The sequence below is a fragment of the Streptomyces sp. NPDC028635 genome (assembly GCF_040637635.1).
Taxonomy (GTDB): domain Bacteria; phylum Actinomycetota; class Actinomycetes; order Streptomycetales; family Streptomycetaceae; genus Streptomyces.
Genome location: NZ_JBEZWX010000018.1, coordinates 29,358 through 53,096 on the forward strand (window position 1 = coordinate 29,358; position 23,739 = coordinate 53,096).

The window sequence follows — 23,739 nt, forward strand, 5'->3', positions numbered from 1 at the left end:
GTCCCTGACCCCTCCGTTCTCGACGAGGAGAGCACGTGTCGCAGGAGCAGTCTGTCCAGGCCCGGGACGAGGACGGGTACGACTACGACGTCCTCGTGGTCGGCTCCGGCTTCGGCGGTTCCGTCACCGCCCTCCGGCTCACCGAGAAGGGCTACCGCGTCGGCGTCCTGGAAGCCGGCCGCCGCTTCACCCGGGAGAGCCTGCCGAGGAACAGCTGGGATCTGAAGAACTACCTGTGGGCGCCCAGGCTCGGTCTGTTCGGCATCCAGCGCATCCACCTGCTCGGCAACGTGATGGTGCTGGCGGGCGCGGGCGTCGGCGGCGGCTCCCTCAACTACGCCAACACCCTCTACGTCCCGCCGAAGCCCTTCTTCGACGACCCCCAGTGGCGGCACATCACCGACTGGCAGGAGGAGCTGGCGCCGTACTACGACCAGGCCAAGCGCATGCTCGGGGTGCGTCTGAACCCGACCATGACCCCCTCCGACGTGCACCTGAAGGCGGCGGCGGAGCGGATGGGCTGCGGCGACACCTTCCACATGGCACCGGTCGGCGTGTTCTTCGGCGACGGCCAGGACGCCGACGGCACGGCGAAGGCTGAGCCGGGCCGGCAGGTCGCCGACCCGTACTTCGGCGGCGCCGGACCGTCCCGGCGGGCCTGCGTCGAGTGCGGGGAGTGCATGACGGGCTGCCGGCACGGCGCGAAGAACACCCTGAACGAGAACTACCTGTACCTCGCCGAGAAGGCGGGCGCGGTCGTCCACCCCATGACCACGGTCGTCTCCGTCACGGACGACTCCCGAGGCGGCTACGCGGTCGCCACCCTGCCGACCGACAACAAGAAGAAGGGCCGGGGCCGCACCTTCACCGCCCGCCGGGTCGTCCTCGCCGCCGGCACCTACGGCACCCAGACCCTGCTGCACCGGATGAAGGCGAGCGGCAACCTGCCCTATCTCTCGCCGCGGCTGGGCGAGCTGACCCGCACCAACTCCGAGGCCCTGGTCGGCGCGCAGACCGACGACCGGCGCTACCGCAGGGCCACCGGCGATCCGCGGGCCGACTTCACCCGCGGGGTCGCCATCACCTCGTCCATCCACCCCGACGAGAACACCCACATCGAGCCGGTCCGCTACGGCAAGGGCTCCAACTCGATGGGCAGCCTGTCCATCCTCCAGGTCCCCTACGCCGAGGGCCGCTCCCGCGTCGCCGCCTGGCTCGCCAACGCCGCCCGGCACCCCATGCTCGTGCTGCGCTCCCTGTCCAACCGGAAGTGGTCGGAGCGCACCATCATCGGCCTGGTGATGCAGTCCCTGGACAACTCGCTGACGACGTATCTGAAGCCCGACGGTGTGGGCAAGGGCCTGCTGACCGCGCGCCAGGGCCACGGCTCGCCCAACCCCAAGCAGATCAAGGCCGCGACCGAGGGCGCCAGTGCGCTCGCCGCCGAGATCAACGGCTTCGCCGGATCCAACGTCGGCGAGCTGATGGGCACCCCGCTCACCGCGCACTTCCTCGGCGGCTGCCCGATCGGCGACTCGCCCGAGTCCGGCGTGATCGACCCCTACCACCGGCTGTACGGCCATCCCGGCATCTCGGTGGTGGACGGCGCCGCGGTCTCCGCGAACCTGGGCGTCAACCCGTCGCTGACCATCACCGCCCAGGCCGAGCGGGCGATGTCGTACTGGCCCAACAAGGGCGAGGCCGACCCGCGCCCGGCTCAGGGAGCGGGCTACGAGCGCCTGAAGCCGGTCGAGCCGAAGTCCCCGGCGGTCCCCGCCGACGCGTTCGGCGCGCTGCGCCTGCCGTTCCTGGGCATGCCGGCGGTGCCGCCCAAGAAGTGACCCCGGCGGTCTGCGGGCCGCCGTACGACGAAGGGACCTGCGCCCCCCTCCGAGCGCAGGTCCCTCATCGTGTGCGGTGGTGTCACGCGGTCGCGGAACCCTTGCGGCGGCGCACCACGACGATCGCACCGGCACCGGCGACGACAGCGGCACCGCCGACCAGGCCGATCATCGGCAGGGCGGAGCTGGAGCCGGTCTCGGCGAGGCTGCCGTCGACCTTCGGCGTGCTGCCGGTCGGCTTCTTGTCCGTGACCGGGGCCTCGCCGCCTTCCTGCGGCTTGGTGCCGTCGGTGTCGGTGTCGGCCGCCACGATCTGGAACTTGTACGCCACGTCACCGAACCCGGTGCACTGCGCGTCGTCGTCGCCGTAGATCGTCGCGCCGAGCGTGAAGCCGGAGCCCACCGGGGCGGACGCCTTCACGTTGAGGCGCATCGGGATGTCGACCTCGTAGCCGGGCTTCAGCTCGTCGGTGTAGCCGACGAAGCCGACCGCGTAGCCGTCCTCGTTCAGGTCGCCCCAGGACTTGGTGTCCGGGTCATAGGCCTGCAGCTGCACCTGGCCCGTCTTGAAGAGGTTGTCGCCCGCCTTGTCGGAGGACGCGCCCGCGAAGTAGGCGAGGTCCTGCAGCGTGGACTTGGAGTTGTTCGTCACGTCCAGCGAGAACTTGTGCCAGCCGCTGCCCGCGGCGATCTTGCCCGGCAGGCCGCTGATGCCGACGTCGACCTTCGAGTCCGCGCACTCGCCGGGCGAGTCCCCGTCACCGGGGTCGGTGCTCTTGGAGGCCGACGGGGACGGCTTGGTGGAGGCGGAGGCGGACGTGGAGGCGGAGGCCGAGGGCGAGGTGCTCTGGCTCTGCGAAGCGGAGGCCGACGCGGACGTCGAGGCGCTCGCGCTCGCCGACGTCGACTCCGAGGCGGACGAGGACGCGCTCTGCGAGGCGGAGCCGGTCGGGGTGGCGGACGTGGACGTCGTATCGCCGTCCTCCGCGAACGCCGCCGGCGCCGAGAGCAGCGCCAGCGGGGCTATCACTGCCGTAGCGGCCGCGGTGGCCATGGCACGGCGAAGCTTCATGAAGACCTCAAGGAGTCCGTCTGGAGGGCTCCGCGTGGCGGCGCGGATGTGGCCCTGGTTTCGGCAGGTTGGATCCGTGAAGCCTGTGAATGGTTGTGCCGTCTTCACGGCACTTTTATGTGGGCTGTGTCACAGGCAGGGGCGCGACGACGGCCACGGCGGCCGCGACGGTCCGCACGGTCGTCCGCCGCGTGCTCGACATCGACCTGTACGACCCGGACCGCTACGGGGTCACCCCCGGCAGAATCGCGGTGACCCGGTACGACCAGGAGGCCGGCAACTCGGCCTGTGAGGTCCACGACGGCTTCCTGCACCCGCAGTTCGCCTCGGCCGCGCCCACGGGCGCCCCGCCGACCGGGCCGGCGACGGACCCGTACGACCGCAGCAAGGAGCTGGACCCGGACCGCTCGGGGGGCTGCGGGACGGTCTCCCGGATCTGAGGGGCGCGTACGACGGAAGGGCCCCGCGGGAGCTCGCCGCGGGGCCCTTCTGCGTCAGCACCGACGTCAGGGCAGCGCCGGTGCCTCGGGGAAGCGGCGCCGGGGGGTTGCGCCGCTGGTCTCTCCGGGTGGCAATGACGGCCGGCACCGCATCGGTGCACGGCAATACGGGTGGATACGGGGGGACTTGTGCCTGTCCGGCATCGTGCTGGACGAACGGGGGTGCCCGCAACCGTTGGACCCGGCCCTTATGAAATTTTGCATATATCCGGGTTCCTGTCTCCAGGTTCCCGCCGGCCGGCCCCGGGCGTCCCCGGGGCCGGCCGTTCTCTTGGGTGACCGGGCTGCTGTCCCCTGCCGTCCGGTCACTTTCCTGGAGCGAGGTCCCACGACGCACGGCACGATCCGTACGTCTCATCGCTCCAGCGAGCCACGCGTGGTTCTTTCGGGCCCGCCCCTGGCTGGCACGGACACCGGTACCAACGAAGCGGCCCAGTCCCGGTCACGCTCCGTACGGGTGAGAGCGGATGCGAACGCAGGAGCGACGGGGGACGAGGGCTCAGACGCGACCCCGGCACAGCTCGAGCATCGTCATCGCGAGCGCGGTGCCCGGCTTGCCGAGCGCGTCCCGGTAGCGGCCGAGGATCTCCATCTCGCGCGAGAGGTTCACCCGGCGGCCACCGGAGGTGATCCGGGCCTCCTGGATCACGGCCGAGACGGCCATGCGTTCCTGGATCAGGCCGATGATCCGGTCGTCGAGCGCGTCGATGCGCTCCCGGGCGCCGGTGATCACATCGGCGGCCTCGGTGGTGTGTGCGCCGGTGACGTCGGTGGCGGTGGCGGTCATAGGGGGCTCCTCGTCGGACGGGGTGCCCCGGAGCGGCAAGATCCGGAAAACACCAGGCGCCCCGGACCTTGTCGGCCCGGGGCGCCTGGGAAGTGCTTGTCAGTTGCTCAAGCAGCACGACCATGGCAGCCGGCGGGCCGGTTGCCATAGGTAAAGACGAAGGTCTGGTGCTGGAGCATGGCCCCAGTATGCCGTGCCCGCCGGGGGTGTCCAACATCGCCCGGATGGTGAGATGCGCGACTGTCGGGCCCGCCCCGGGCAGCGGGGGCCGCTCCCGGTCCCCACCTCGGTAGAATTGGCCAGCACAGAGACCCCGCCCGATCCGCCGGAAGGCTCCCGTGTCATCAGCGCCCCCCGCTGCCGCCGCCCCCGACACCGTTCTGGTCGTCGACTTCGGCGCGCAGTACGCCCAGCTCATCGCCCGTCGCGTCCGCGAGGCCCGGGTCTACAGCGAGATCGTCCCCGGCACCATGCCGGTGGCCGAGATGCTCGCCAAGAACCCGGCGGCGATCATCCTTTCCGGCGGCCCCTCGTCCGTGTACGAGGAGGGCGCCCCCCGCCTGGACCGCGAGATCTTCGAGTCCGGCGTCCCCGTCTTCGGCATGTGCTACGGCTTCCAGCTGATGGCGCAGGCGCTCGGCGGCACCGTCGACAACAGCGGCGCCCGTGAGTACGGCCGCACCCCGCTGCACGTCTCGCGCGCCTCCTCCACCCTCTTCGAGGGCACCCCGGCCGAGCAGTCGGTGTGGATGTCGCACGGCGACGCCTGCTCCGCCGCCCCCGAGGGCTTCACGGTGACGGCTTCCACGGACGTCGTCCCGGTCGCCGCCTTCGAGAACGACGACAAGAAGCTCTACGGCGTCCAGTACCACCCCGAGGTCATGCACTCCACGCACGGCCAGCAGGTGCTGGAGCACTTCCTGTACCGCGGTGCGGGCCTCGAGCCGAACTGGACCACGGGCAACGTCATCGACGAGCAGGTCGAGGCGATCCGCGAGCTGGTCGGCGACAAGCGCGCGATCTGCGGCCTGTCCGGCGGCGTCGACTCCGCGGTGGCCGCCGCCCTCGTGCAGAAGGCCATCGGCGAGCAGCTCACCTGCGTCTACGTCGACCACGGCCTGATGCGCAAGGGCGAGACCGAGCAGGTCGAGAAGGACTTCGTCGCCGCGACCGGCGTCAAGCTGAAGGTCGTCGACGCCGAGGAGCGCTTCCTCACCGCGCTCAAGGGGGTCACCGACCCCGAGGAGAAGCGGAAGATCATCGGCCGCGAGTTCATCCGCGTCTTCGAGCAGGCCCAGGCCGAGATCGTCGCCGACGAGGGCCCGGCCGTGGAGTTCCTGGTCCAGGGCACCCTCTACCCGGACGTGGTCGAGTCCGGCGGCGGCACCGGCACCGCCAACATCAAGTCGCACCACAACGTCGGCGGCCTGCCCGAGGACCTCGAGTTCAAGCTGATCGAGCCGCTGCGCAAGCTGTTCAAGGACGAGGTCCGGATGGTCGGCCAGGAGCTGGGCCTGCCGGAGGAGATCGTCCAGCGCCAGCCGTTCCCCGGCCCCGGCCTCGGCATCCGCATCGTCGGCGAGGTCACCAAGGAGCGCCTGGACCTGCTGCGCGACGCCGACGCCATCGCCCGCGAGGAGCTGAGCGCGGCCGGCCTCGACCGCGACATCTGGCAGTGCCCGGTGGTCCTGCTCGCGGACGTCCGCTCGGTCGGCGTCCAGGGCGACGGCCGCACCTACGGCCACCCGATCGTGCTGCGCCCGGTGTCCTCCGAGGACGCCATGACCGCCGACTGGTCCCGGCTGCCGTACGACGTCCTCGCCAAGATCTCCACGCGGATCACCAACGAGGTGCGCGACGTCAACCGCGTCGTCCTCGACGTGACCTCCAAGCCGCCGGGCACCATCGAGTGGGAGTAGTTCCCCGCCGGCAAGCGCGTGGGGCCTGACCGAACGCCGGGCCCCGGAGACACCCCCTAGACGCGCTTGATCGTGCGCAGGGGCTCACCGGGCTTCCAGACCTGGACGACGAGGTACTTCTCGTCCTCCACCGAGGTCCTGACGACCTCGGTCAGCTCGGTGCGGAAGAGGTGGAACGGCTGCGGCGGTTCCGCCTCTTCCGTGTAAGCGGACTTCTCGGGACCGTCCGGCACCTCGTACGCCCGGCCGCTGATCCGTACGTCCCCGCCGCCCATCGCGGTGCCGTCCCCGGGGTTCGCCTGGAGCGCGAAACGCGGGTCGCGGTGCAGGTCACGCGCCTTGAGCGAGCCGTGCATCATCCCCAGCCACAGCTCGCCGTGCCGGAAGTCGGCCTCCAGCCCGGAGGTGCGCGGCGAGCCGTCCTTGCGCACGGTGGCGAGGACATGGTGGGTGAAGGCGCGGAAGCGCTCCTCGACGGTCCTGGCGAGATCCGGCTCGGCGGTGGTGAAGGCACCCCAGTTCGCTGTCATGCCGCGAGTCTGGCACCCAAAGGCGACATCTTCTGTCGTCTTTCGGCTGGGTCTGTTCTCCTGGACTGACCGGCGGTAACTTCCCGCCGTACAGCAACCGAGTGCCGGAGGACCAATGCCCGGGCCCACTCCGCCCCCACCCCTGCCCACCGACCGGCTGCGGTTCGCGATGCCGCCCAAGCACGAGTCCCTCGAGGACGAGCGCCGGTACCGCAAGGAACGGCTGGCGGGCGCGCTGCGGATCTTCGGCCGGCTCGGCTACGAGGACGGCGTCTCGGGGCACATCACCGCACGCGACCCCGAGTTCACCGACTGCTTCTGGGTCAACCCGTTCGGCCTGTCCTTCCGCCACGTCACGGTCAGCGACCTGGTGCTCGCCAACTCCGACGGCCAGGTCGTCGAGGGCCGCTACCACGTCAACCAGGCCGCCTTCAGCGTCCACGCCCAGGTGCACGCCGCCCGCCCGGACGTCGTCGCCGTCGCCCACTGCCACTCCGTGCACGGGCGCGCGCTCGCCGCCCTGGGCGAGCTGATCGACCCCGTCACCCAGGAGAGCTGCGCCTTCTACGAGGACCACGCGCTGTACAACGCCTACACCGGCGTCGCCGTCGACGCCGACGAGGGCCGTCGGATCGCGGTCGCGCTCGGCACCCACAAGGCGCTCGTGCTGCGCAACCACGGCCTGCTCACTGTAGGGGACTCGGTGGACGCCGCCGCCTGGTGGTTCGTGACCATGGAACGCTCCTGCCAGGTGCAGCTGGCCGCCAAGGCCGCCGGGCGGCCCGTCCTCATCGACCACAAGCGGGCGACCGCGACGCGCGAACAGCTCGGCGGCGATCTGGTGGCGTGGATCAACTATCAGCCGATGTGGCAGGAGATCAGCCGCAGCGAGCCGGATCTGCTCACCTGACGTCCAGCGGCTGCGCCGGACCTCGGCACGCGCGGCCGGGCCCAACGGGCACACCCGCAGCCTGTCAACACCGTGAGGCGGGCTTCACCCGCGCTGACCAGAACCGGCGCCGTGGACCGTCTCGGGTAGGGCACAATGCGCTGTCGCCGCGCGGGAGTTGTCCGCCGGCGGACGGCAGGCCGACCCGGGCCGCCGGTCAACAGGGTCGTGGGGAAGGCAGGCTCGACGTGGCGGTGCAGGAGGCGAGAGGCGGCGCGCCGGCGGGCGCGCACGAGGGCGGCTGCACCTGCGGGGACTGCCCGCACGGCGCCCGCGAGGGACACCGGCGCGCGGTCGCCGCGTTCCTGAGCAGGCGGGACGAGTACGCCGCTGGACAAGGGCTGCCCGCCGCCGTGGCGCACTCCGCGTCGGCCTCCCGGCAGTGGGTCTCCGAGGAACTCACCCAGTCCGCCGCGCTCGTCGCCGAGCGCGGCCGCGCGGAGGGCGAGGCGTGGCTCGCCGGGCTGTGGCGGCGCAGCGTGGGCACGGTGTGGGCGGCGGTCGTCGCCCTGCTGCTGGTGCAGGCGCTGACCGCGATCGGCGCGGGCTGGAGCGCAGCCCGTACGGCCGGACTGCTGGCCGCCGTGGCCGTCGCGGGTGCCCTGACGGCGGCGTCCTGGTTCCACCGGGAGCGCGGCGGCGTACTGGCCCCTGTGATCGGCGAGGACAACCGGCTGTCGACCTCGCGAGCGGTGGCGTCCTGCTGGGTGCTCTTCGTGGCCTACGCCGTGCTGCTGCTGGCCGGGCGGCTGGCCGCGGCCTCCGGACACCGGGAGCGGGACGCCCTGATCGCCGGCCTAGGACTTGCCCGGGCTGCGGGCGTGGTGACCGTCCTCGCCGTGGTGTGCGGGATCGCCGTGCTGGTGCGGCGCGTGGTGGCGCTGCGGGTGCTCGGGCAGCGGCTGCAGAAGATCCGCGCGGACCGGCCGCGCGCGGCCGACCTGCTCACCGACGACTGCGGCCGGGGCGCCTTCACGGACCTCCAGTACGTCGTGATCAGCGCGGTCGCCCTGGTGTTCTCGGCGGTACGGCTGGCCCGGCGGCCCGACCGGCTGCCGGACCTGCCGTGGGGGCTGGCGGTGGTGGTGCTGGTGTCGGCGGCGACCTATGTGGCCGGCAAGTACGCCGAGGGCGGCCGGCCCGTGATCCTCTCCGTCGTGCGGGCCCGGGAGGCCGGCGACCTGGACGGGCCGATCCGGCAGGGCGACGACATCGAGATCCGCGGCGCCGGTTTCGTCCCTCCCGGCGCGCAGGGCGCCGACCGGCTGTCGCGGATGGCGGTCCGCATCGGAGCCGTCCATGTGCATGTGCCGCTGATCCCGGTCACCGGCGGCTTCAGCAACCCCACCGACGCCGCCCTGACCGTGCCGGTCCCGGCGGACGTCGAACCCGGCCGGGTGGAGGTGCAGGTGGTCACGGCGGCGGGCGTGGAGACCAACCGCTACACGATCGAGGTCACCGAGTGACGCGCCCCGCCCGACAGCCCACCCGACGGCCGGCCCGACGCCCCACGCGACGGCCGGCCCGGCGCCCCACGCGACGGCCGGCCCGGCGGTCCTTCGCCGGGGCCGGGCCGATCGCCGCTTCCGCACGCCGGAATTGAGACGATCGCCGCTTCCGTACGTATGGTCGGGTGACGGCACCGGCGGGCGAGAGGCGGCTGGCAGCGATGACTCACAGCATGCGCACGGAAACACACACCCCCCACGTCGGCCGTGGCGTCGGCCGGCGGGACTCCGCCGCCCGCTACGCCCTGCTCCCGCTCCGCGTGTTCCTGGGCGTCACGTTCATCTACGCGGGCCTCGACAAACTGACGGACAGCGCCTTCATGAAGGCCTCCGGCGCGGGCTCCCTCGGCGACACGATGCGCTCGGTACGCGACTCGGCGGCCATCCCGGCGCTCGTCGACCTGGCGCTGAAGAGCCCCGTCGGCTTCGGCTACGCCATCGCCCTCGGTGAACTCGCCGTCGGCATCGGCGTCCTGTTCGGCATCCTGGGCCGCCTGGCCGCCCTCGGCGGCGCCCTGATCTCCCTGAGCCTGTGGCTCACGGTCTCCTGGTCGACCACCCCCTACTACTACGGCAACGACCTGATCTACCTGATGGCCTGGCTGCCGCTCGTGCTGGCCGGCACCCCCCTGTTCTCGGTCGACGCGATGCTGCGGCGCCGCCGCCGGGACGACGGATACCGGTAGAGCGCCCCGCGCCGGCGATGCCCCGCGGCCGCCCGGGTGAGGGTGGGCGGCCGCGGCCGCCGGGGTGAGCGCACGGCGGCCCGGGCCGGGGCCGGCCGACCCGGCGGCCCCGCGTCAGCCGCGGCGGCGGCGTATCGCGTGACCGGCCACTCCGACCGCGCCCGCCAGGCACAGGCCGCCGACGACCAGGGGGATCGCGGTGAACCACGGGGTGTGCCACAGATCGGCCGCGTCGCCCGCGTACAGGATCCCGGCGACGGTGAGGGCGAGACCGGCGACCAGCCGGCCGGGCTGGAACTCATGACGCAGCACGGGACACCTCCACCTGGCCGACGCCGACCTGGAGGTCCAGGTCCAGCGTGCCGGCGCCGCCCCCGCCGGCCGGTCTCAGGGTCACCTGCCGGTGCCTGCCCGGCTGCACGTCCACGTCCTTCGTGTCGTCACCCGGCAACTGGATGTCACCCACCCCCACGTCGATGTCCGCCTTCACCGTCACCTGCGGCGGCACGATCACCCGCACCCGGCCCACGCCCACGTCGGCCAGCGTGGTCACCGTCCGGCCCGCCGGCACGGCGATCCGGGACAGGTCGAGCGTGCCGACGCCGGTGCCGAGGTGGTACTCCGGCCGGACGTCCGCCACCGCGGCCGGCCGCCATGTCGTCCGGATCCACTGCGTGCCGATGTCGTGCGGCAGCGCCGCCGACGCCGTGAGCAGCGCGGCCGTGACGATCGCCCAGAAGACCGACCCCGCCCCCGTGCGCCCGAGGAAGGCGCTGACGGCGATCCCGAGGCCGAACACGGTCAGCGCGCCCGCCAGCCCCACCTGAAGGCTGGTGCCGAGCGGGTGGTCGTGCCAGGTGAGGCCCGTGCCGAGGCCGCCCGCGACCAGGGCCAGCAGGAACACCCAGCCGCCGATCCAGCGCGCCCCGCGCGGCGCCGGCCGGTCCGCTCCGGACCGCGGTGCCGTGCGCTCCGCGGTCGTACTCGGGCTGATGCCGACGGCCGCCGCGGCATCCCGCTCGCGCGGGTCGCCCGGGCCCCACAGATATCCGGTGCCGCCGACATGGGTGCCGTCCTTGACGATGGGGTCGCGCCACCAGGACGGGTAGCCCGCCGCGGCCGGCGGCGCCTGCGCCTCGGGCGGAGCGTCCGCCACGGCCTGCGCCGCGATGGGGAGACCCCGGCCCGAGCGAGGCCCGGAGCTCGGAGAAGGGTCCGGGCCCGGCGCGTCGCGTTGCTGCTGCCAGTACCCGGCGCCGGCCAGCAGCAGAGAGAGGACCACGGCGAAGGTCAGCACCCCGCCGTTGTGCAGCATCGACAGGAACACTCCGCATCCGACCAGCGCGAACAGCACGGCGGCGAGCGCCTGCCCGTCCACCCGCCCGGTGAGGAGCTTGCGCACCTCGTTCTCGTCCTCGTCGTCGTAGGGGACGAACAGCCAGACGAAGCCGTAGAAGATCAGGCCGACACCGCCCGCCGCGGCCAGCACCGCCAGCGTGATCCGGAAGATGACCGGGTCCATGTCGCAGCGCCGCCCCAGCCCGGCGCACACCCCGGCGATCGTCCGGTGCCGGCGGTCGCGACGGAAGAGGTGCGGGCCGTCGGCCGTGTCGGTGCCCGGCTGCCCGGGCCCGCCCGCCTGGCCGGGGACGGACCCGGCGCCCTCCCCGGGCAGCCCGTCCGCCGCGTGCTGGTGATCGGTCATGCGTCCATGGTGACGGGCGAGTCGGCCCGGCGGCAGTCGGGACGACCCTGGCCGGACCCTGATATCGCCCCTGAGTGCGGCGCCCGCACCGGGCATCCGGGCCGGCGCGAAGATCAGGGGCGTCCTAGGGGCCCACCCTGATGCTCCGGTCCGCCCGCCATGTGACCATCGATGGCATGCCGGAAGCCGCAGCAGCGCCCCTCGTCGAACCGCGGCCGCCGCGCAAGCTCTACCGCAGCAGTGACGGACGCTGGCTGGGTGGCGTGGCGCGGGGGCTCGCCGGGCACCTCGGGCTGCCCGTGATCTGGGTCCGCCTGGTCTTCGTCGGCCTGTTCATGGCCGACGGCCTCGGCGCGCTGCTGTACGCGGCGTTCTGGTTCTTCGTGCCGCTCGGCGTCGGCGGAGTCGACCAGCAGAGATCGCCGTCCCTGGTGAGCACCGAGGTCTCCCCCGACGGCCGGCGCAGACTCGTCGCCCGCAGACCGGACCGGGGCCAGATCGTCGCCCTGCTCCTCATGGTCGTCGTCGCCCTGATCTTCGTCGGCAGCGTCAACATCGGCAACGGCGCCAAGGCGTACCTGCTTCCGGCGGTGCTCGTCGCCGCCGGTGTCGCCCTGGTGTGGCGGCAGGCGGACAACGCCCGCCGGGCCCGCTGGGTCGAGGTCGGCCGCCGCAAGCGCACCCTGACGCTGCTGCGGGCCGTGGCCGGTGTGCTGCTGGTGACGGCCGGGGTGTCCGGCATCTTCGTCCTGCAGGGCTCCGCCGCCCACCTCGGCTCGGTGCTGCAGGCGGCGCTGGCCGTCCTCGTCGGGATAACACTGCTGGCCGGACCGTATCTGGTGCGGATGACGCAGGATCTGTCCGAGGAGCGTCTGATGCGCATCCGCGCCCAGGAGCGCGCCGAGGTCGCCGCCCACGTCCACGACTCGGTGCTGCACACCCTGACCCTGATCCAGCGCAACGCCGACAACGCGGGGGAGGTGCGCCGCCTGGCCCGCGCACAGGAACGCGACCTGCGGACCTGGCTGTACAAGCCGGAGGGCACCGGCAAGGACGAGGCCGACGAGCCGGCCACCCTCGCCGAGGCGGTCAAGCGCAACGCCGCCGAGGTCGAGGACAAGCACGGTGTGGCCATCGAGGTGGTCGTCGTCGGCGACTGCCCGCTCGACGAGCGGATCGCCGCGCAGATGCAGGCGGCGAGGGAAGCGATGGTGAACGCCGCCAAGTACGGTGGCGAGGGCGGCCCGGTCCAGGTCTTCGCCGAAGTCGAGGGCAGGACGGTGTTCGTGTCCGTACGGGACCGGGGCCCCGGCTTCGACCCCGACGCGATACCCGCCGACCGCATGGGCGTGAGAGAGTCGATCATCGGCCGGATGGAGCGCAACGGCGGCACGGCGCGGCTGCGCGCGGTGCCGGACGGCGGCACCGAGGTCGAGCTGGAGATGGAGAGGGCGGAGAAGACGTCATGAGCGACCCGACCGAGGCGAACGGTACGACGCAGGCCGGCGGCACGGGCGAGCGCCGGGTGCGGGTGGTCCTCGTCGACGACCACCGCATGTTCCGCACCGGCGTGCAGGCCGAGATCGGCCGCACCGAGGAGACGGGCGTCGAGGTCGTCGGCGAGGCCGCGGACGTCGACCAGGCGGTCACGGTCATCACCGCGACCCGGCCCGAGGTGGTGCTGCTCGACGTGCATCTGCCGGGCGGCGGCGGGGTCGAAGTGCTGCGCCGCTGCGCCCCGTTGGCGGCCGACACCGAGCGGCCCGTCCGCTTCCTCGCGCTGTCCGTGTCGGACGCGGCGGAGGACGTGATCGGCGTGATCCGCGGCGGCGCCCGCGGCTACGTCACCAAGACCATCACCGGCAGCGACCTGATCGACTCGATCTTCCGGGTCCAGGAGGGCGACGCGGTGTTCTCCCCGCGCCTGGCCGGGTTCGTCCTGGACGCCTTCGCCTCCACCGACGCCCCGCCGGTCGACGAGGACCTCGACCGTCTCACCCAGCGCGAGCGTGAGGTGCTGCGGCTGATCGCCCGCGGCTACGCCTACAAGGAGATCGCCAAGCAGCTGTTCATCTCGGTGAAGACGGTCGAGTCGCACGTCTCGGCGGTGCTGCGCAAGCTCCAGCTGTCCAACCGCCACGAGCTGACGCGCTGGGCGACGGCCCGCCGGCTGGTCTGAAGCGGCGGCCCCGGCCGCCCTCACGCCACCCGGGTCGCCCCCGCGAACGGCATCTGGTCGATCGGGGCGAGGCGGACCGGGGCCGACGGGTTCGGGGCGTGGATCATCTGCCCGTTGCCCACGTACAGGCCGACGTGGCTGATGCCGGAGTAGAAGAACACCAGGTCGCCCGGGAGCAGTTCGGAGCGGGAGACGCGGCGGCCGGCGCCGATCTGCGCGTAGGTCGTGCGGGGCAGGGAGATCCCGGCGGAGCGGTAGGCGGCCTGCACCAGGCCCGAGCAGTCGAAGGCGTTCGGGCCGGTCGCGCCCCACACATAGGGGCTGCCGAGCTTGCTGTAGGCGTAGGCGACGGCGGCCGCCGCACGCGAGTCGGGTGCCTGGGCGGTCGCGGACCCGGGTGCGGTCAGCTCGTCGCGGGCCCCGGCGCTCGCGGCCCGTGAGGCGCGGTGCGCGCCGGAGGCGTCCGCGGCGGGGCCGTCCGCGGTGATCCGGCGCCGCTCCTCGTCGGTCAGCCGGGACAGCAGCCGGCGGGCCTGGTCGAGCTTGCCGGTGATGATCTCCTTCTGCCGCTTCAGCTCGGCCTGACGGGAGCGGAGCGAGGCCAGCTCCACGCGTGCGGCGCCCCGCAGCCGCTCGATCTCGCGGACCTGGCCGCGGACCCGGGACACGGCCTGCGCCTGCCGGTCGCCCGCCCGCTCGGCGAAGGCGGCGCCCTCGAGGTACTGCTCGGGATCGTCGGACAGGGCGAGCTGCACCGCCGGGTCCAGACCGCCGCTGCGGTACTGGGCGCTGGCGACGGCCCCCAGGGCGTCCCGCGCCTCGTTCAGCCGCTGCTGCTTGCGGGCCGTCTCGTCCTGCAGGTCCTTCAGCCGGCGGCCGGCCGCCCCGGCCTCCTCCTTCGCGCCGTCGTACTTCTCGGTGGCCGCCTCGGCCTCCTGGTACAGCTTGTCGACCTGCGCCTTGACCTGGGCCGGAGTCGGATCCGGCGCGGCCTGGCCGGTGCCGTCGAACGCCGTGGCCGTCGCCGCGCCCGCCAGGGCGACCGTGAACGCCGTACGGGCCGTCCGGCCGCCGAGCGAGCGCTTCGGATGCTTGCGGTGTGCTGCCACGGGGACTGCACGTCCTTTCGTACGACGCCGGTGGCCCCCTCGGGCCGGCCGCGCGGGGTGCGTGCCCGGCGGCGTCCCGACAGGGGAACGGGGCGCCACCGGGCTCTTCGGCGGGGTGACCGACGGCCGCCCCTGGCCCGGACGGCGGTGGGAAGTCGGTCACCTTGGGGGAGGACGCTAAACCCGAAAGTGACGGGACGGTGACGGCCTGTACGGAAGTGACGTGAGCGGACCGCGAGGTGACCGTATGTGACCGTGATCCCGTTCCCGTGACGTCGACTTCACACAGCGCTGCGACCGAAGCGCCGATTCCACCCACGGGAGGGGTGCCGGACTGCTACGTCACGCCCCTGGCTAGGCTCCGGCCCCATGGACGTACTCATCCATCTCTTCGTCGGCCTGCACATCATCGGCATCGCCTCGCTGCTGGGCGGCTTCCTCACCCAGATGAAGGCGATGGGCCGGGGCACCGCCCGCTTCGTCCCGGCGATGCTGCACGGCGCGCTGACCATGCTGGTCACCGGTGTGATCCTGGTCGGCCTCAACCAGGCCGACGACCACACCGTGAACACGATCAAGATCGGCGTGAAGCTGGCGCTGCTGATCGTGATCCTGGGCCTGGTCTACGTCAAGCGCGACGACGAGAAGGTGGACAAGCCCCTGTTCGGCCTCGTCGGGCTGCTGACCGTGGCGAACATCTTCATCGCGGTGCTGTGGACCTGAGCGCGTCCCGGGCCGCGAGGACTGCCCCGGCGGCCACGGCCAGCCACGCGGCCACCGAGAGCCACAACAGGGCCTGACCCAGGTCCATCAGCCACGGCACGTCGACGGCGGCGGCGACGGACAGCGTCGCCGCCGCCGTCATGCCGAGCGGGAACACCGTGGCCCAGCGGCGCGTGTCATAGGCGAGCCGGGGCCGGACCACCTCGGCGACCGCCAGCACGACGTACCCGGCGAGGTCCAGGACCAGCAGCGCGACGGTCGCGAAGCGCAGGACGCCGCGGTCGTCGTCGTTCCACAGGTACAGCCGCGCGCTGTCGGCGGCCAGCAGCTTCGCGCCGGCCAGCGCGGAGATCGCCAGCGCACCGCCCGCGATCCAGTGGTCGCCGGGCCCCTGAAGCACCTGCCGCGGATCGAACCGGGTCAGGGCGATGCCGTAGAGCACCAGGCCGAGCCCGAACAGCACCAGCGCGGCGTGGGCGAGCCAGGCCGTCGCCAGGGCGCCCGCGAGGACGGCGGCGAGCACGGCGAGCCCCTGCGTGGCCACGCAGGCGAGGAACACCGCCCCGGGCATCCGCGGCTCCCAGTTCCGTACGACCGTGACGGTCAGCACCGGCCACAGCACCGCCGCCAGCGCCAGCAGCGCCTCGGCCGGCGTGGTCCACCCCAGGAGCACGAACCCGGCGCCCAGCACCGTCGTGGCGGCCACCCCGGTCAGCGCGCCGGGCGTCTGCGCCTCGGACACCCACCGGGGCCGGTCCGCCAGCAGCCGCACGGCGAACTGCGCGGCCAGAGCCAGCCAGAAGACGCAGGCCGCCGCCAGCCAGATCCGGGACAGCAGCTCGTACCCGGTCAGCCGCAGCCCGACCGACACGATGCCGGTCGCCATCACGGCGGCCCCGGCCGCCGGGGTGCGCCGCGACCACCACGCGTGCAGCGGGGACGGGGAACCGGACGCGGCGTGCCGACGCGAGGAAACGGACATGCCGTCGATGCTATGAACCCGCTCGCGCGCGTCGGCAGGGGCCACGCGCACCGACGGCCGTAAACCGCCAGGCCGGGCGTACGCGCGCGTGGAGCGCGGGGGCGGCCTCGCGCGCGTGGAGCGTCAGGCCGGGCGTACGACGCTGTGGATGGCCGACTCGCCGTCGTAGTAGATGGACTCCTCGCGCACATAGGCGCCGGGCTTGGGGGCGTGGATCATCATGCCGCCGCCGATGTAGAGGCCGACGTGGCTGATGTCGTCGTAGAAGAAGACCAGGTCGCCCGGCCGGGCCTGGGACAACGGGACGGTCGTGCCGGCGTGCACCTGGTCGTAGGTGGTGCGCGGCAGGTCGACGTCCGCGGCCTTCCAGGCCGCCTGGGTCAGGCCGGAGCAGTCGTAGGAGCCGGGGCCGGTCGCGCCCCACACGTACGGCTTGCCGATCTGCGCGCGGGCGAAGGCGAGCGCCCTCTCGGCCTGGGAGCCGGTGCTCGTGCTGCCCGAGCCGGTGCCGGTGCCGGTGCTCGTGCCGCCGGACGGGGAGCCGCCGCCGTCCTGCCGCCGGTCCTGCCGCTGCTGCTGGGCCGCCTGCTGCCGGGCCAGGTCCGCCGCCTTGCGCGCGGCCTCCTCCTGCTGGTGCCGCTCGATCGCGGCGAGCCGCGCCTTCTCCTCGGCGGTCAGCTTCGACAGCAGCTCACGCGCGTCGGCGAGCTTCTTCTGGACGGTGGCCTTGGCGGTGCGCAGATCGTTCTGCGAGTCGGTGAGCGTGCGCAGGCCGTCCGTGGCCTCGCGGCGCTGCCTCATCGTCTCCGACTGCTGGGTCACGTAGTCGTCGACCGCGTCCTTCTGGTGGCTGGTCAGCCGGTCCATCAGATGGCTCTGGTCGAAGTACTGCTGCGGGGAGTCGGCGAGCAGGAAGGTCGCCGTGTCCGGGAGGGACGCGCCGCCGGTGCGGTACTGGGCGGCGGCGTACGACCCCAGCTGCTCGCGCGCCTCGTTGAGCTTCTCGGTGCGCCGGGCGACGTCGTCCATCAGGGAGTCGACGCGGGTGCGCTGCTTGGCGGTGCGCTCCTTGGCCGCGTTGTACTTGTCGGTCGCGGACTCCGCCTGCCGGTAGAGGTCGTCGACCTTCTTCTCGACCTCCTCGAGGCTGGGCTTGTCGTCCGCGGGGACGGCGTCGGCCGTCTGGGACAGCAGGGCCACGGAGGTGAGGGCGGCTGTGGCGAGGGCGGGGGTCCCTATTCCGGCGAGGGTCCCCGCGGGACGCGACTTGCGGTGCGACGCCAAGGGAGGCGACTCCTTCCAGATGGCCGCCTACCGGGTTAGCTGTCGGGTTCGGGCTGTGTGGAAGGTGTGCCCTACGGCTCTCCCCGTGGGAGGGCCGATTCACCCCAGGTCTCGGGTGGGTCCCCGGCTCCGGTCGCTGTGCGGGCGTACCGGACTCGGCGGAGGCCGCGCGGCCCGGCGACGTTCGCCGGTGGAGTTCGTGCGGCCTGGGCGGCACGGTAGCCAACTCGTGTGCCTGCTGTGAAGGTTGGTGCGTGATATGCCCGATACATTTCCGTGACCATCGCGTTGTGTCGCCGGCCGGTGATGGACGGTGACGTGTGATGTTTCCCGGACGGGCCCGGGTTGTCAGTGGGGCGCCCTAGACTCGGAGAGCGATGAGCAGCCTCTTTGACGACAGCTTCCTGGCGGACCTCCAGGCCCCGCGGGCCCACACGGAGGAGCCCCCGCCGCCGCCCGAGGACGAACACGCTCCGGAACCGTTTCCGGACGATCTGTTCGGCGGGAAGTTCGACGCGCCCCCGCCGGACCGGGACACGCACTACCGCGACGGTGCCCCGCGCCCCGCGCTCGACGCCGCCGCGCTGCTCGAGGGGCTGAACGACAACCAGCGCGCCGCCGTCGTGCACTCCGGCTCCCCGCTGCTCATCGTGGCCGGCGCCGGCTCCGGCAAGACCCGCGTACTCACCCACCGCATCGCCCATCTGCTCGCCGAGCGGAACGTCCACCCGGGCCAGATCCTCGCGATCACCTTCACCAACAAGGCCGCGGGCGAGATGAAGGAGCGCGTGGAGCAGCTCGTCGGCCCGCGCGCCAACGCGATGTGGGTGATGACCTTCCACAGCGCGTGTGTGCGCATCCTGCGCCGCGAGTCGAAGAAGCTCGGCTTCACGTCGTCCTTCTCGATCTACGACGCCGCCGACTCCAAGCGGCTGATGGCCCTGGTCTGCCGCGACCTGGACCTGGACCCCAAGCGCTTCCCGCCCAAGTCCTTCAGCGCCAAGATCAGCAACCTGAAGAACGAGCTGATCGACGAGGAGGACTTCGCTGCCCAGGCCACCGACGGCTTCGAGAAGACCCTCGCCCAGGCCTACGCCCTGTACCAGTCGCGGCTGCGCGAGGCGAACGCCCTCGACTTCGACGACCTGATCATGACGACGGTCAACCTGCTGCGCGCCTTCCCGGACGTCGCCGAGCACTACCGCCGCCGCTTCCGGCACGTCCTGGTCGACGAGTACCAGGACACCAACCACGCCCAGTACGCGCTGGTCCGTGAGCTGGTCGGCACCGGTGAGCACGACGAGGACGTCCCGCCCAGCGAGTACGACCTGCCGCCCGCCGAGCTGTGCGTGGTGGGCGACGCCGACCAGTCGATCTACGCCTTCCGCGGCGCGACGATCCGCAACATCCTCCAGTTCGAGGAGGACTACCCGAACGCGACGACGATCCTGCTGGAGCAGAACTACCGCTCCACGCAGACCATCCTGTCCGCCGCCAACGCGGTCATCGAGCGCAACGAGTCCCGCCGCCCGAAGAATCTGTGGACCAACGCCGGCCAGGGCGCCCGCATCGCGGGATACGTCGCCGACACCGAGCACGACGAGGCCCAGTTCGTCGCCGACGAGATAGACCGCCTGGTCGACGCGGGCGAGGCCAAGGCCGGCGACGTCGCCGTCTTCTATCGCACCAACGCGCAGTCCCGTGTCTTCGAAGAGGTCTTCATCCGCGTCGGCCTGCCCTACAAGGTCGTCGGCGGCGTCCGCTTCTACGAGCGCAAGGAGGTCCGGGACGTCCTGGCCTACCTGCGGGTCCTCGCCAACCCCGAGGACTCCGTGCCGCTGCGCCGCATCCTCAACGTGCCCAAGCGCGGCATCGGCGAGCGCGCGGAGGCGATGATCGACGCCCTCTCGCAGCGCGAGAAGATCAGCTTCCCGCAGGCGCTGAAGCGGGTCGACGAGGCGTACGGCATGGCCGCCCGCTCCACGAACGCCGTCAAGCGGTTCAACACGCTGATGGAGGACCTGCGCACGATCGTGGAGTCCGGCGCCGGACCGGCCACCGTCCTCGAGGCCGTCCTGGAACGCACCGGCTATCTGGCCGAGTTGCAGGCGTCCACCGACCCGCAGGACGAGACCCGCATCGAGAACCTCCAGGAACTCGCCGCCGTCGCCCTGGAGTTCGAGCAGGAGCGCGGCGAGGGCGAGCCGGTCGGGCTCGCCGACTTCCTGGAGCAGGTCGCCCTCGTCGCCGACTCCGACCAGATCCCGGACGAGGACGCGGACGGCTCTGGCGTCATCACCCTGATGACCCTGCACACCGCCAAGGGCCTCGAGTTCCCGGTGGTCTTCCTCACGGGTATGGAGGACGGCGTCTTTCCGCACATGCGGGCCCTCGGCCAGACCAAGGAGCTCGAAGAGGAGCGCCGCCTGGCCTACGTCGGCATCACCCGCGCCCGTGAGCGGCTGTACCTCACGCGGTCGACACTGCGCAGCGCGTGGGGACAGCCGTCGTACAACCCGCCGTCCCGGTTCCTTGAGGAGATTCCGCCGCAGCACGTCGAGTGGAAGCGCACGGGCGGGTCCGCGCCGGTCTCCTCCGGGCCGGCCTCGGGGATCGCCGCCTCGCTGTCCTCGTCCCGCTCGCGTTCCTCGGCCGCCGGCGCGTCCGGGTTCGCCACGCGGCGCGCCGGGGACAAGCCGGTGGTCTCGCTGGCGGTGGGGGACCGGGTCACCCATGACCAGTTCGGGCTGGGCAGCGTGGTCGAGGTGAGGGGCACCGGCGACAAGGCCGAGGCGACGATCGACTTCGGCGACGACAAGCCGAAGCGGCTGCTGCTGCGGTACGCGCCGGTGGAGAAGCTGTAGGAAGCCGGGAGTTCCGGGGGCTTCGGCCCCCGGCAGCCCGGTCGGTCACGTCGGGCCGCTCAGGGCTGGTTGCTCAGGGCCGGCTGCTCAGGTGGGGTCGAGGCCGTGGCTGCGCAGCCAGGGCAGCGGGTTGATCGCCGCGCCGCCGCCCGGCCGGACTTCGAAGTGCAGGTGCGGCCCGGTGGAGTTGCCCGAGTTGCCGGAGTACGCGATCGGCTGCCCGGCCTTGACGCTCGTACCCGAGGAGACGCGGTAGCTGGAGAGGTGGCAGTACCACGTCTCCGTGCCGTCCGGCGCGGTCAGGATCAGCATGTTGCCGTAGGCGCTGTTCCACTGCGTGCGCACGACGCCGTCGGTCGCGGCCATCACGGTGGTGCCGTACGAGACGGGGAAGTCGATGCCGGTGTGCACGGACATCCAGTTGATGCCGGCCTGGCCGAAGTAGGCGCTCAGCCCGTGCTGGAGAACCGGCAGGGAGAACTTGGGGCGCATGCGCTCCTTGCGCTCCGCCTCCTCCGCCGCCTTCTTGCGCTCCCTCTCCTGCTGCGCCTTGAGGTCGATGCGCTCCTGCGTCCGGCTGGCCCGGTCGGCGAAGTCGTCGGCGCCGGCGGACAGGCTCGCGAGCTGGGTGTCCAGCTTGTTGTTGGCGGCGGACGGTTTCACCGCGTGCCCGTCCGCGGCGGAGGCGGTGGTGTCGCTGCCGTCGCCGCCGCTCAACGCGCCGACGGAGGCGGCCGCGATCCCGGCGACACCCATCACACACGCCGACGGTACGGCGATGGTCAGCAGCGCCGACCGCTTGGCGGGCGTACGGCGACGGGAGCGTCCCGCGTTCCGGGCCGCCGCGCGCGACGACGGGCGGGGGAGGGTCTCCTCCTGGTCCTCCAGCAGGGGCGCCGAGGTCAGGTCGACGGCGGGCAGCTCACCGGTGGCGCTCAACTCGCCGTCGTCGTGGCCGGGTTCCTCGTAGGAGACCTGGTCGAAGGCGGCGGTGGCGTCGGCGGGGGGCTGCGGGTCGTAGCTCCCGGTGTCCTGCGGGTCGAAGCTGCCGGTGCTCTGCGGGTCGTAGGTGCCGGTGTCCTGCTGGTCGAAAGGTTCCGGCTGGTGCTCGTAGCCACCGGTCGCGTCGGCGGCGCCGCCGCCGTTCCACTGCGTGGCGTCGTAGACGCCGGTGTCGAAGCTCTGCGTGCCCCAGTCCCACTGCTGGGTGGCGTCGGCGGTGGCCTGGTCGGGCTGGAGCCAGGCGGACGCGTCCCACTGCCCGGACACGTCGGCCGCGGTGGCCTGCGGCGGGATGACCGACAGATGCTGGTAATCGGCCGACCAGGCGGCGGTGTCGTAGGCGCCGGTGTCATAGGCGGCGTGCTGCTGGGCCGCGTACGGGTCCTGGTGCACGGTCTGATGGGCACCCGTGGCCCACTGGCCGGTGTCGTAACCGCCCTCGTCCGGGAGGCTGCCGAAGAGCGGGTCGGTCGCGAACGTCCCGGTGCTGTGCTCGGGGTTTGAAAAACCGCTCGCGTCATACCCGTTGGGGGTGGTGAAGTTGCCGTACGGGGCGTCCTGCGTGCCGTACGACGCGTAGTGCGCCGAGGAGGCGTCGGAAGCCGGAGCCGGGGTGGTCATGGTCCCCGACGGGTGACGGTCGTTCACCAACTTCTCTTTCGCCTCGACAACAGGGGCTGCCAGAGCAGTGCGGCGACTGTACCCGGCGGTACGCGGGCACGACAATCTTCGTCAGGTTTCCTGAGCGCAGGAAACGGGCATTCGGCCGTCTTTTGGCCGCCCCAGACGCGGGCTTGGCCTTGCGTTCGACGACTGTTCGACTCCCTGTCACCGTTCAAGCGCTTGCCGACGTCTGGCTGGCTGTTCCGGAACGCAGCGCTCCAGTCACGCGGGGTGACCGGAGCGCCGGTCACGGTCGGTCGTCCTGCGACGTCAGGCCACGGTCAGGCCGCCCGCGTGGGTGCCGGTACCGGCTCCGGGCAGCTCCGCGTCGAGGGCCTGCCGTATGCCGGCCGCCACGGCCGGGTGAACCGGCAGGGCCAGATGGCCGATCCCCGTCACCCGGACGTTGTGCGCCAGCAGATCCGGGTGGTCGATGCAGGCGGACTCCAGCGGGTCCATCAGATGGTCCAGGTCGCTCCAGAAGCTCACGAACTGCGTACGGCAGCCGGGTGCCGGCTGCGCGAGCTCCTCCAGCACCGGCGAGCCGGGCCGCATCTGGCGGACGATCGGATGGGCGTTGGCCAGCGGCGCCACCCGGGTGCCCGCGTGCGGCGTCCCCAGCGTGACCAGCGTGCGCACCCGGTGGTCGCCGCCGAGCCGCTGCACGTAGTACCGGGCGATCAGGCCGCCGAGGCTGTGCCCGACGACGTCCACGCGCTCACTGCCCGTGCGCTCGCATATCTCCTCGATGTGCCGCCCGAGCAGCTCGGCCGCGATGCGGATGTCGCAGGTCAGCGGCGAGTAGTTCAGTGACTCGACGCGCTGCCTGCCGTGCTGGGCGAGATTGCGGCGCAGCAGCACGAACACGGACCGGTTGTCGATGAAGCCGTGCAGCAGCACGACGGGCGGCTGGACCGGCACCGGCAGCCGGGCCGGATCCGGGGCCTCGGAGGTCGTGTCGTCGGTGACGAGCCCGGCGGTCGGTCCGGGAGGGGCGGCGGGGGAGACGCCCCTCCCTCGGGCGGGCGGGGCGGGCAGGGGTCGGCCGCGGCGTTCCTGCACGATGCCGGAGGGATACAGCAGGAGGTGACCGGTGAGGATCGCGAGTTCCAGGGCGGTCGCCTTCAGCAGGGCCGCCGAGAGCCCGGCCAGCCTGCTCGGCAGGAGGCGCTGACAGAGGGGGAGAAAGGGATAGAGGACCCTGGTGACCGTCATGGCCGACCTCCTGTCGGCACCCGGGAGGACCTCTCTGTCTCCCTGTGCCCTCGTGGGAAGCCGGGGCCGAGGCCGTCGACGGCGGGTCCTGCGGCGTCTGCGATGTGCTTCTGTGTCGATGCGCCGTGCCGTCGCGCCGCGTGGCCTGCGGCGCGGTGACACGGCGACCTCGTAGCGGCTCCCGTGGCGCGTGTTCCTTCCGGGGTACGAGTGCCCCGGAA

The 23,739-nt window shown here is 72.4% G+C and carries 20 protein-coding genes and 1 riboswitch; of the genes, 10 read left to right on the forward strand and 10 right to left on the reverse strand.

What is annotated here, in order from left to right; translation table 11 throughout:
- Positions 1-35 precede the first annotated feature (35 nt).
- Positions 36-1,841 carry a GMC family oxidoreductase gene (locus tag AB0E88_RS20350; protein ID WP_361632202.1) on the forward strand — a complete coding sequence of 602 codons (1,806 nt, stop codon included), beginning with the start codon at positions 36-38 and terminating at the stop codon, positions 1,839-1,841.
- A gap of 82 nt (positions 1,842-1,923) precedes the next feature.
- Here the strand turns inward: AB0E88_RS20350 and AB0E88_RS20355 are convergent, their stop codons facing one another.
- On the reverse strand, positions 1,924-2,913 hold the full coding sequence (locus AB0E88_RS20355) for an LAETG motif-containing sortase-dependent surface protein (protein WP_361632204.1): 990 nt from the start codon (positions 2,911-2,913) through the stop codon (positions 1,924-1,926).
- A gap of 119 nt (positions 2,914-3,032) precedes the next feature.
- Here AB0E88_RS20355 and AB0E88_RS20360 point away from each other — a divergent pair, with 119 nt between their 5' ends.
- Positions 3,033-3,353 carry a hypothetical protein gene (locus tag AB0E88_RS20360; protein WP_361632206.1) on the forward strand — a complete coding sequence of 107 codons (321 nt, stop codon included), beginning with the start codon at positions 3,033-3,035 and terminating at the stop codon, positions 3,351-3,353.
- A gap of 559 nt (positions 3,354-3,912) precedes the next feature.
- Here the strand turns inward: AB0E88_RS20360 and AB0E88_RS20365 are convergent.
- A complete protein-coding gene (locus AB0E88_RS20365) occupies positions 3,913-4,200 on the reverse strand; it encodes a chorismate mutase (protein WP_361632208.1) in 288 nt (95 codons plus the stop codon).
- Positions 4,201-4,538: 338 nt separating this feature from the next.
- On the opposite strand from AB0E88_RS20365, the gene guaA reads away from it, so the two are divergent.
- On the forward strand, positions 4,539-6,119 hold the full coding sequence (gene guaA / locus AB0E88_RS20370) for a glutamine-hydrolyzing GMP synthase (protein ID WP_361632210.1): 1,581 nt from the start codon (positions 4,539-4,541) through the stop codon (positions 6,117-6,119).
- A gap of 56 nt (positions 6,120-6,175) precedes the next feature.
- Here the strand turns inward: guaA and AB0E88_RS20375 are convergent, their stop codons facing one another.
- Positions 6,176-6,649, reverse strand: coding sequence for a pyridoxamine 5'-phosphate oxidase family protein (locus AB0E88_RS20375; RefSeq protein ID WP_361632212.1), 474 nt, complete (start codon positions 6,647-6,649; stop codon positions 6,176-6,178).
- A gap of 115 nt (positions 6,650-6,764) precedes the next feature.
- On the opposite strand from AB0E88_RS20375, the gene AB0E88_RS20380 reads away from it, so the two are divergent.
- The 3 genes from AB0E88_RS20380 (at position 6,765) to AB0E88_RS20390 (ending at position 9,792) form a co-directional block, all read left to right on the forward strand.
- Positions 6,765-7,559: a class II aldolase/adducin family protein gene (locus AB0E88_RS20380; RefSeq protein ID WP_361632214.1), complete on the forward strand. Its 795-nt coding sequence runs from the start codon at positions 6,765-6,767 to the stop codon at positions 7,557-7,559.
- 227 nt (positions 7,560-7,786) lie between these two features.
- Positions 7,787-9,064, forward strand: coding sequence for a hypothetical protein (locus AB0E88_RS20385; RefSeq protein ID WP_361632216.1), 1,278 nt, complete (start codon positions 7,787-7,789; stop codon positions 9,062-9,064).
- Between the two features lie 203 nt (positions 9,065-9,267).
- The gene (locus AB0E88_RS20390) at positions 9,268-9,792 is read left to right on the forward strand and encodes a DoxX family protein (protein WP_361632218.1); all 525 of its coding nucleotides are present in this window, start codon (positions 9,268-9,270) and stop codon (positions 9,790-9,792) included.
- Between the two features lie 114 nt (positions 9,793-9,906).
- Here AB0E88_RS20390 and AB0E88_RS20395 read toward each other — a convergent pair whose 3' ends face one another.
- Positions 9,907-10,104 carry a hypothetical protein gene (locus tag AB0E88_RS20395; protein WP_361632220.1) on the reverse strand — a complete coding sequence of 66 codons (198 nt, stop codon included), beginning with the start codon at positions 10,102-10,104 and terminating at the stop codon, positions 9,907-9,909.
- Positions 10,091-11,497: a PspC domain-containing protein gene (locus AB0E88_RS20400; RefSeq protein ID WP_361632221.1), complete on the reverse strand. Its 1,407-nt coding sequence runs from the start codon at positions 11,495-11,497 to the stop codon at positions 10,091-10,093. The genes AB0E88_RS20395 and AB0E88_RS20400 overlap by 14 nt, the downstream gene beginning before the upstream one ends.
- Positions 11,498-11,673: 176 nt before the next feature.
- Between AB0E88_RS20400 and AB0E88_RS20405 the strand changes: the two genes are divergently transcribed.
- Both AB0E88_RS20405 and AB0E88_RS20410 read left to right on the forward strand, forming a co-directional pair.
- Complete coding sequence (locus tag AB0E88_RS20405; RefSeq protein WP_361632223.1) at positions 11,674-12,966, forward strand: PspC domain-containing protein; 1,293 nt, start codon at positions 11,674-11,676, stop codon at positions 12,964-12,966.
- Complete coding sequence (locus tag AB0E88_RS20410; protein WP_361632225.1) at positions 12,963-13,676, forward strand: response regulator transcription factor; 714 nt, start codon at positions 12,963-12,965, stop codon at positions 13,674-13,676. Before AB0E88_RS20405 ends, AB0E88_RS20410 begins: the two co-directional genes overlap by 4 nt.
- A 20-nt stretch (positions 13,677-13,696) precedes the next feature.
- Here the strand turns inward: AB0E88_RS20410 and AB0E88_RS20415 are convergent, their stop codons facing one another.
- On the reverse strand, positions 13,697-14,785 hold the full coding sequence (locus tag AB0E88_RS20415) for an NlpC/P60 family protein (RefSeq protein WP_361632227.1): 1,089 nt from the start codon (positions 14,783-14,785) through the stop codon (positions 13,697-13,699).
- 369 nt (positions 14,786-15,154) lie between these two features.
- On the opposite strand from AB0E88_RS20415, the gene AB0E88_RS20420 reads away from it, so the two are divergent.
- The gene (locus AB0E88_RS20420; RefSeq protein WP_361632229.1) at positions 15,155-15,508 is read left to right on the forward strand and encodes a hypothetical protein; all 354 of its coding nucleotides are present in this window, start codon (positions 15,155-15,157) and stop codon (positions 15,506-15,508) included.
- Here AB0E88_RS20420 and AB0E88_RS20425 read toward each other — a convergent pair.
- Entirely contained in the window at positions 15,486-16,490 is a 1,005-nt protein-coding gene (locus AB0E88_RS20425) for a tellurite resistance/C4-dicarboxylate transporter family protein (protein ID WP_361632231.1), read from the reverse strand. The two genes, AB0E88_RS20420 and AB0E88_RS20425, sit on opposite strands and share 23 nt — an antisense overlap.
- Positions 16,491-16,613: 123 nt before the next feature.
- A complete protein-coding gene (locus AB0E88_RS20430; RefSeq protein WP_361632233.1) occupies positions 16,614-17,774 on the reverse strand; it encodes an NlpC/P60 family protein in 1,161 nt (386 codons plus the stop codon).
- Positions 17,775-17,781: 7 nt separating this feature from the next.
- A riboswitch (cyclic di-AMP (ydaO/yuaA leader) is annotated at positions 17,782-17,945 on the reverse strand.
- Between the two features lie 206 nt (positions 17,946-18,151).
- Here AB0E88_RS20430 and pcrA point away from each other — a divergent pair.
- The gene (pcrA, locus tag AB0E88_RS20435; protein WP_361632235.1) at positions 18,152-20,638 is read left to right on the forward strand and encodes a DNA helicase PcrA; all 2,487 of its coding nucleotides are present in this window, start codon (positions 18,152-18,154) and stop codon (positions 20,636-20,638) included.
- Positions 20,639-20,725: 87 nt separating this feature from the next.
- Here the strand turns inward: pcrA and AB0E88_RS20440 are convergent, their stop codons facing one another.
- The gene (locus AB0E88_RS20440) at positions 20,726-22,288 is read right to left on the reverse strand and encodes a M23 family metallopeptidase (protein ID WP_361632237.1); all 1,563 of its coding nucleotides are present in this window, start codon (positions 22,286-22,288) and stop codon (positions 20,726-20,728) included.
- 285 nt (positions 22,289-22,573) lie between these two features.
- A complete protein-coding gene (locus AB0E88_RS20445; RefSeq protein ID WP_361632239.1) occupies positions 22,574-23,518 on the reverse strand; it encodes an alpha/beta fold hydrolase in 945 nt (314 codons plus the stop codon).
- Positions 23,519-23,739 lie beyond the last annotated feature (221 nt).

Bases quoted from the DNA above. Each gene is read 5' to 3' on its own strand.
- AB0E88_RS20380 (WP_361632214.1), top strand. From the start codon at position 6,765: ATGCCCGGGCCCACTCCGCCCCCACCCCTGCCCACCGACCGGCTGCGG.
- AB0E88_RS20375 (WP_361632212.1), bottom strand. From the start codon at position 6,649: ATGACAGCGAACTGGGGTGCCTTCACCACCGCCGAGCCGGATCTCGCC.
- pcrA (WP_361632235.1), top strand. From the start codon at position 18,152: ATGAGCAGCCTCTTTGACGACAGCTTCCTGGCGGACCTCCAGGCCCCG.
- AB0E88_RS20445 (WP_361632239.1), bottom strand. From the start codon at position 23,518: ATGACGGTCACCAGGGTCCTCTATCCCTTTCTCCCCCTCTGTCAGCGC.
- AB0E88_RS20400 (WP_361632221.1), bottom strand. From the start codon at position 11,497: ATGACCGATCACCAGCACGCGGCGGACGGGCTGCCCGGGGAGGGCGCC.
- AB0E88_RS20355 (WP_361632204.1), bottom strand. From the start codon at position 2,913: ATGAAGCTTCGCCGTGCCATGGCCACCGCGGCCGCTACGGCAGTGATA.
- AB0E88_RS20390 (WP_361632218.1), top strand. From the start codon at position 9,268: ATGACTCACAGCATGCGCACGGAAACACACACCCCCCACGTCGGCCGT.
- AB0E88_RS20425 (WP_361632231.1), bottom strand. From the start codon at position 16,490: ATGTCCGTTTCCTCGCGTCGGCACGCCGCGTCCGGTTCCCCGTCCCCG.
- AB0E88_RS20410 (WP_361632225.1), top strand. From the start codon at position 12,963: ATGAGCGACCCGACCGAGGCGAACGGTACGACGCAGGCCGGCGGCACG.
- AB0E88_RS20420 (WP_361632229.1), top strand. From the start codon at position 15,155: ATGGACGTACTCATCCATCTCTTCGTCGGCCTGCACATCATCGGCATC.
- AB0E88_RS20405 (WP_361632223.1), top strand. From the start codon at position 11,674: ATGCCGGAAGCCGCAGCAGCGCCCCTCGTCGAACCGCGGCCGCCGCGC.
- AB0E88_RS20365 (WP_361632208.1), bottom strand. From the start codon at position 4,200: ATGACCGCCACCGCCACCGACGTCACCGGCGCACACACCACCGAGGCC.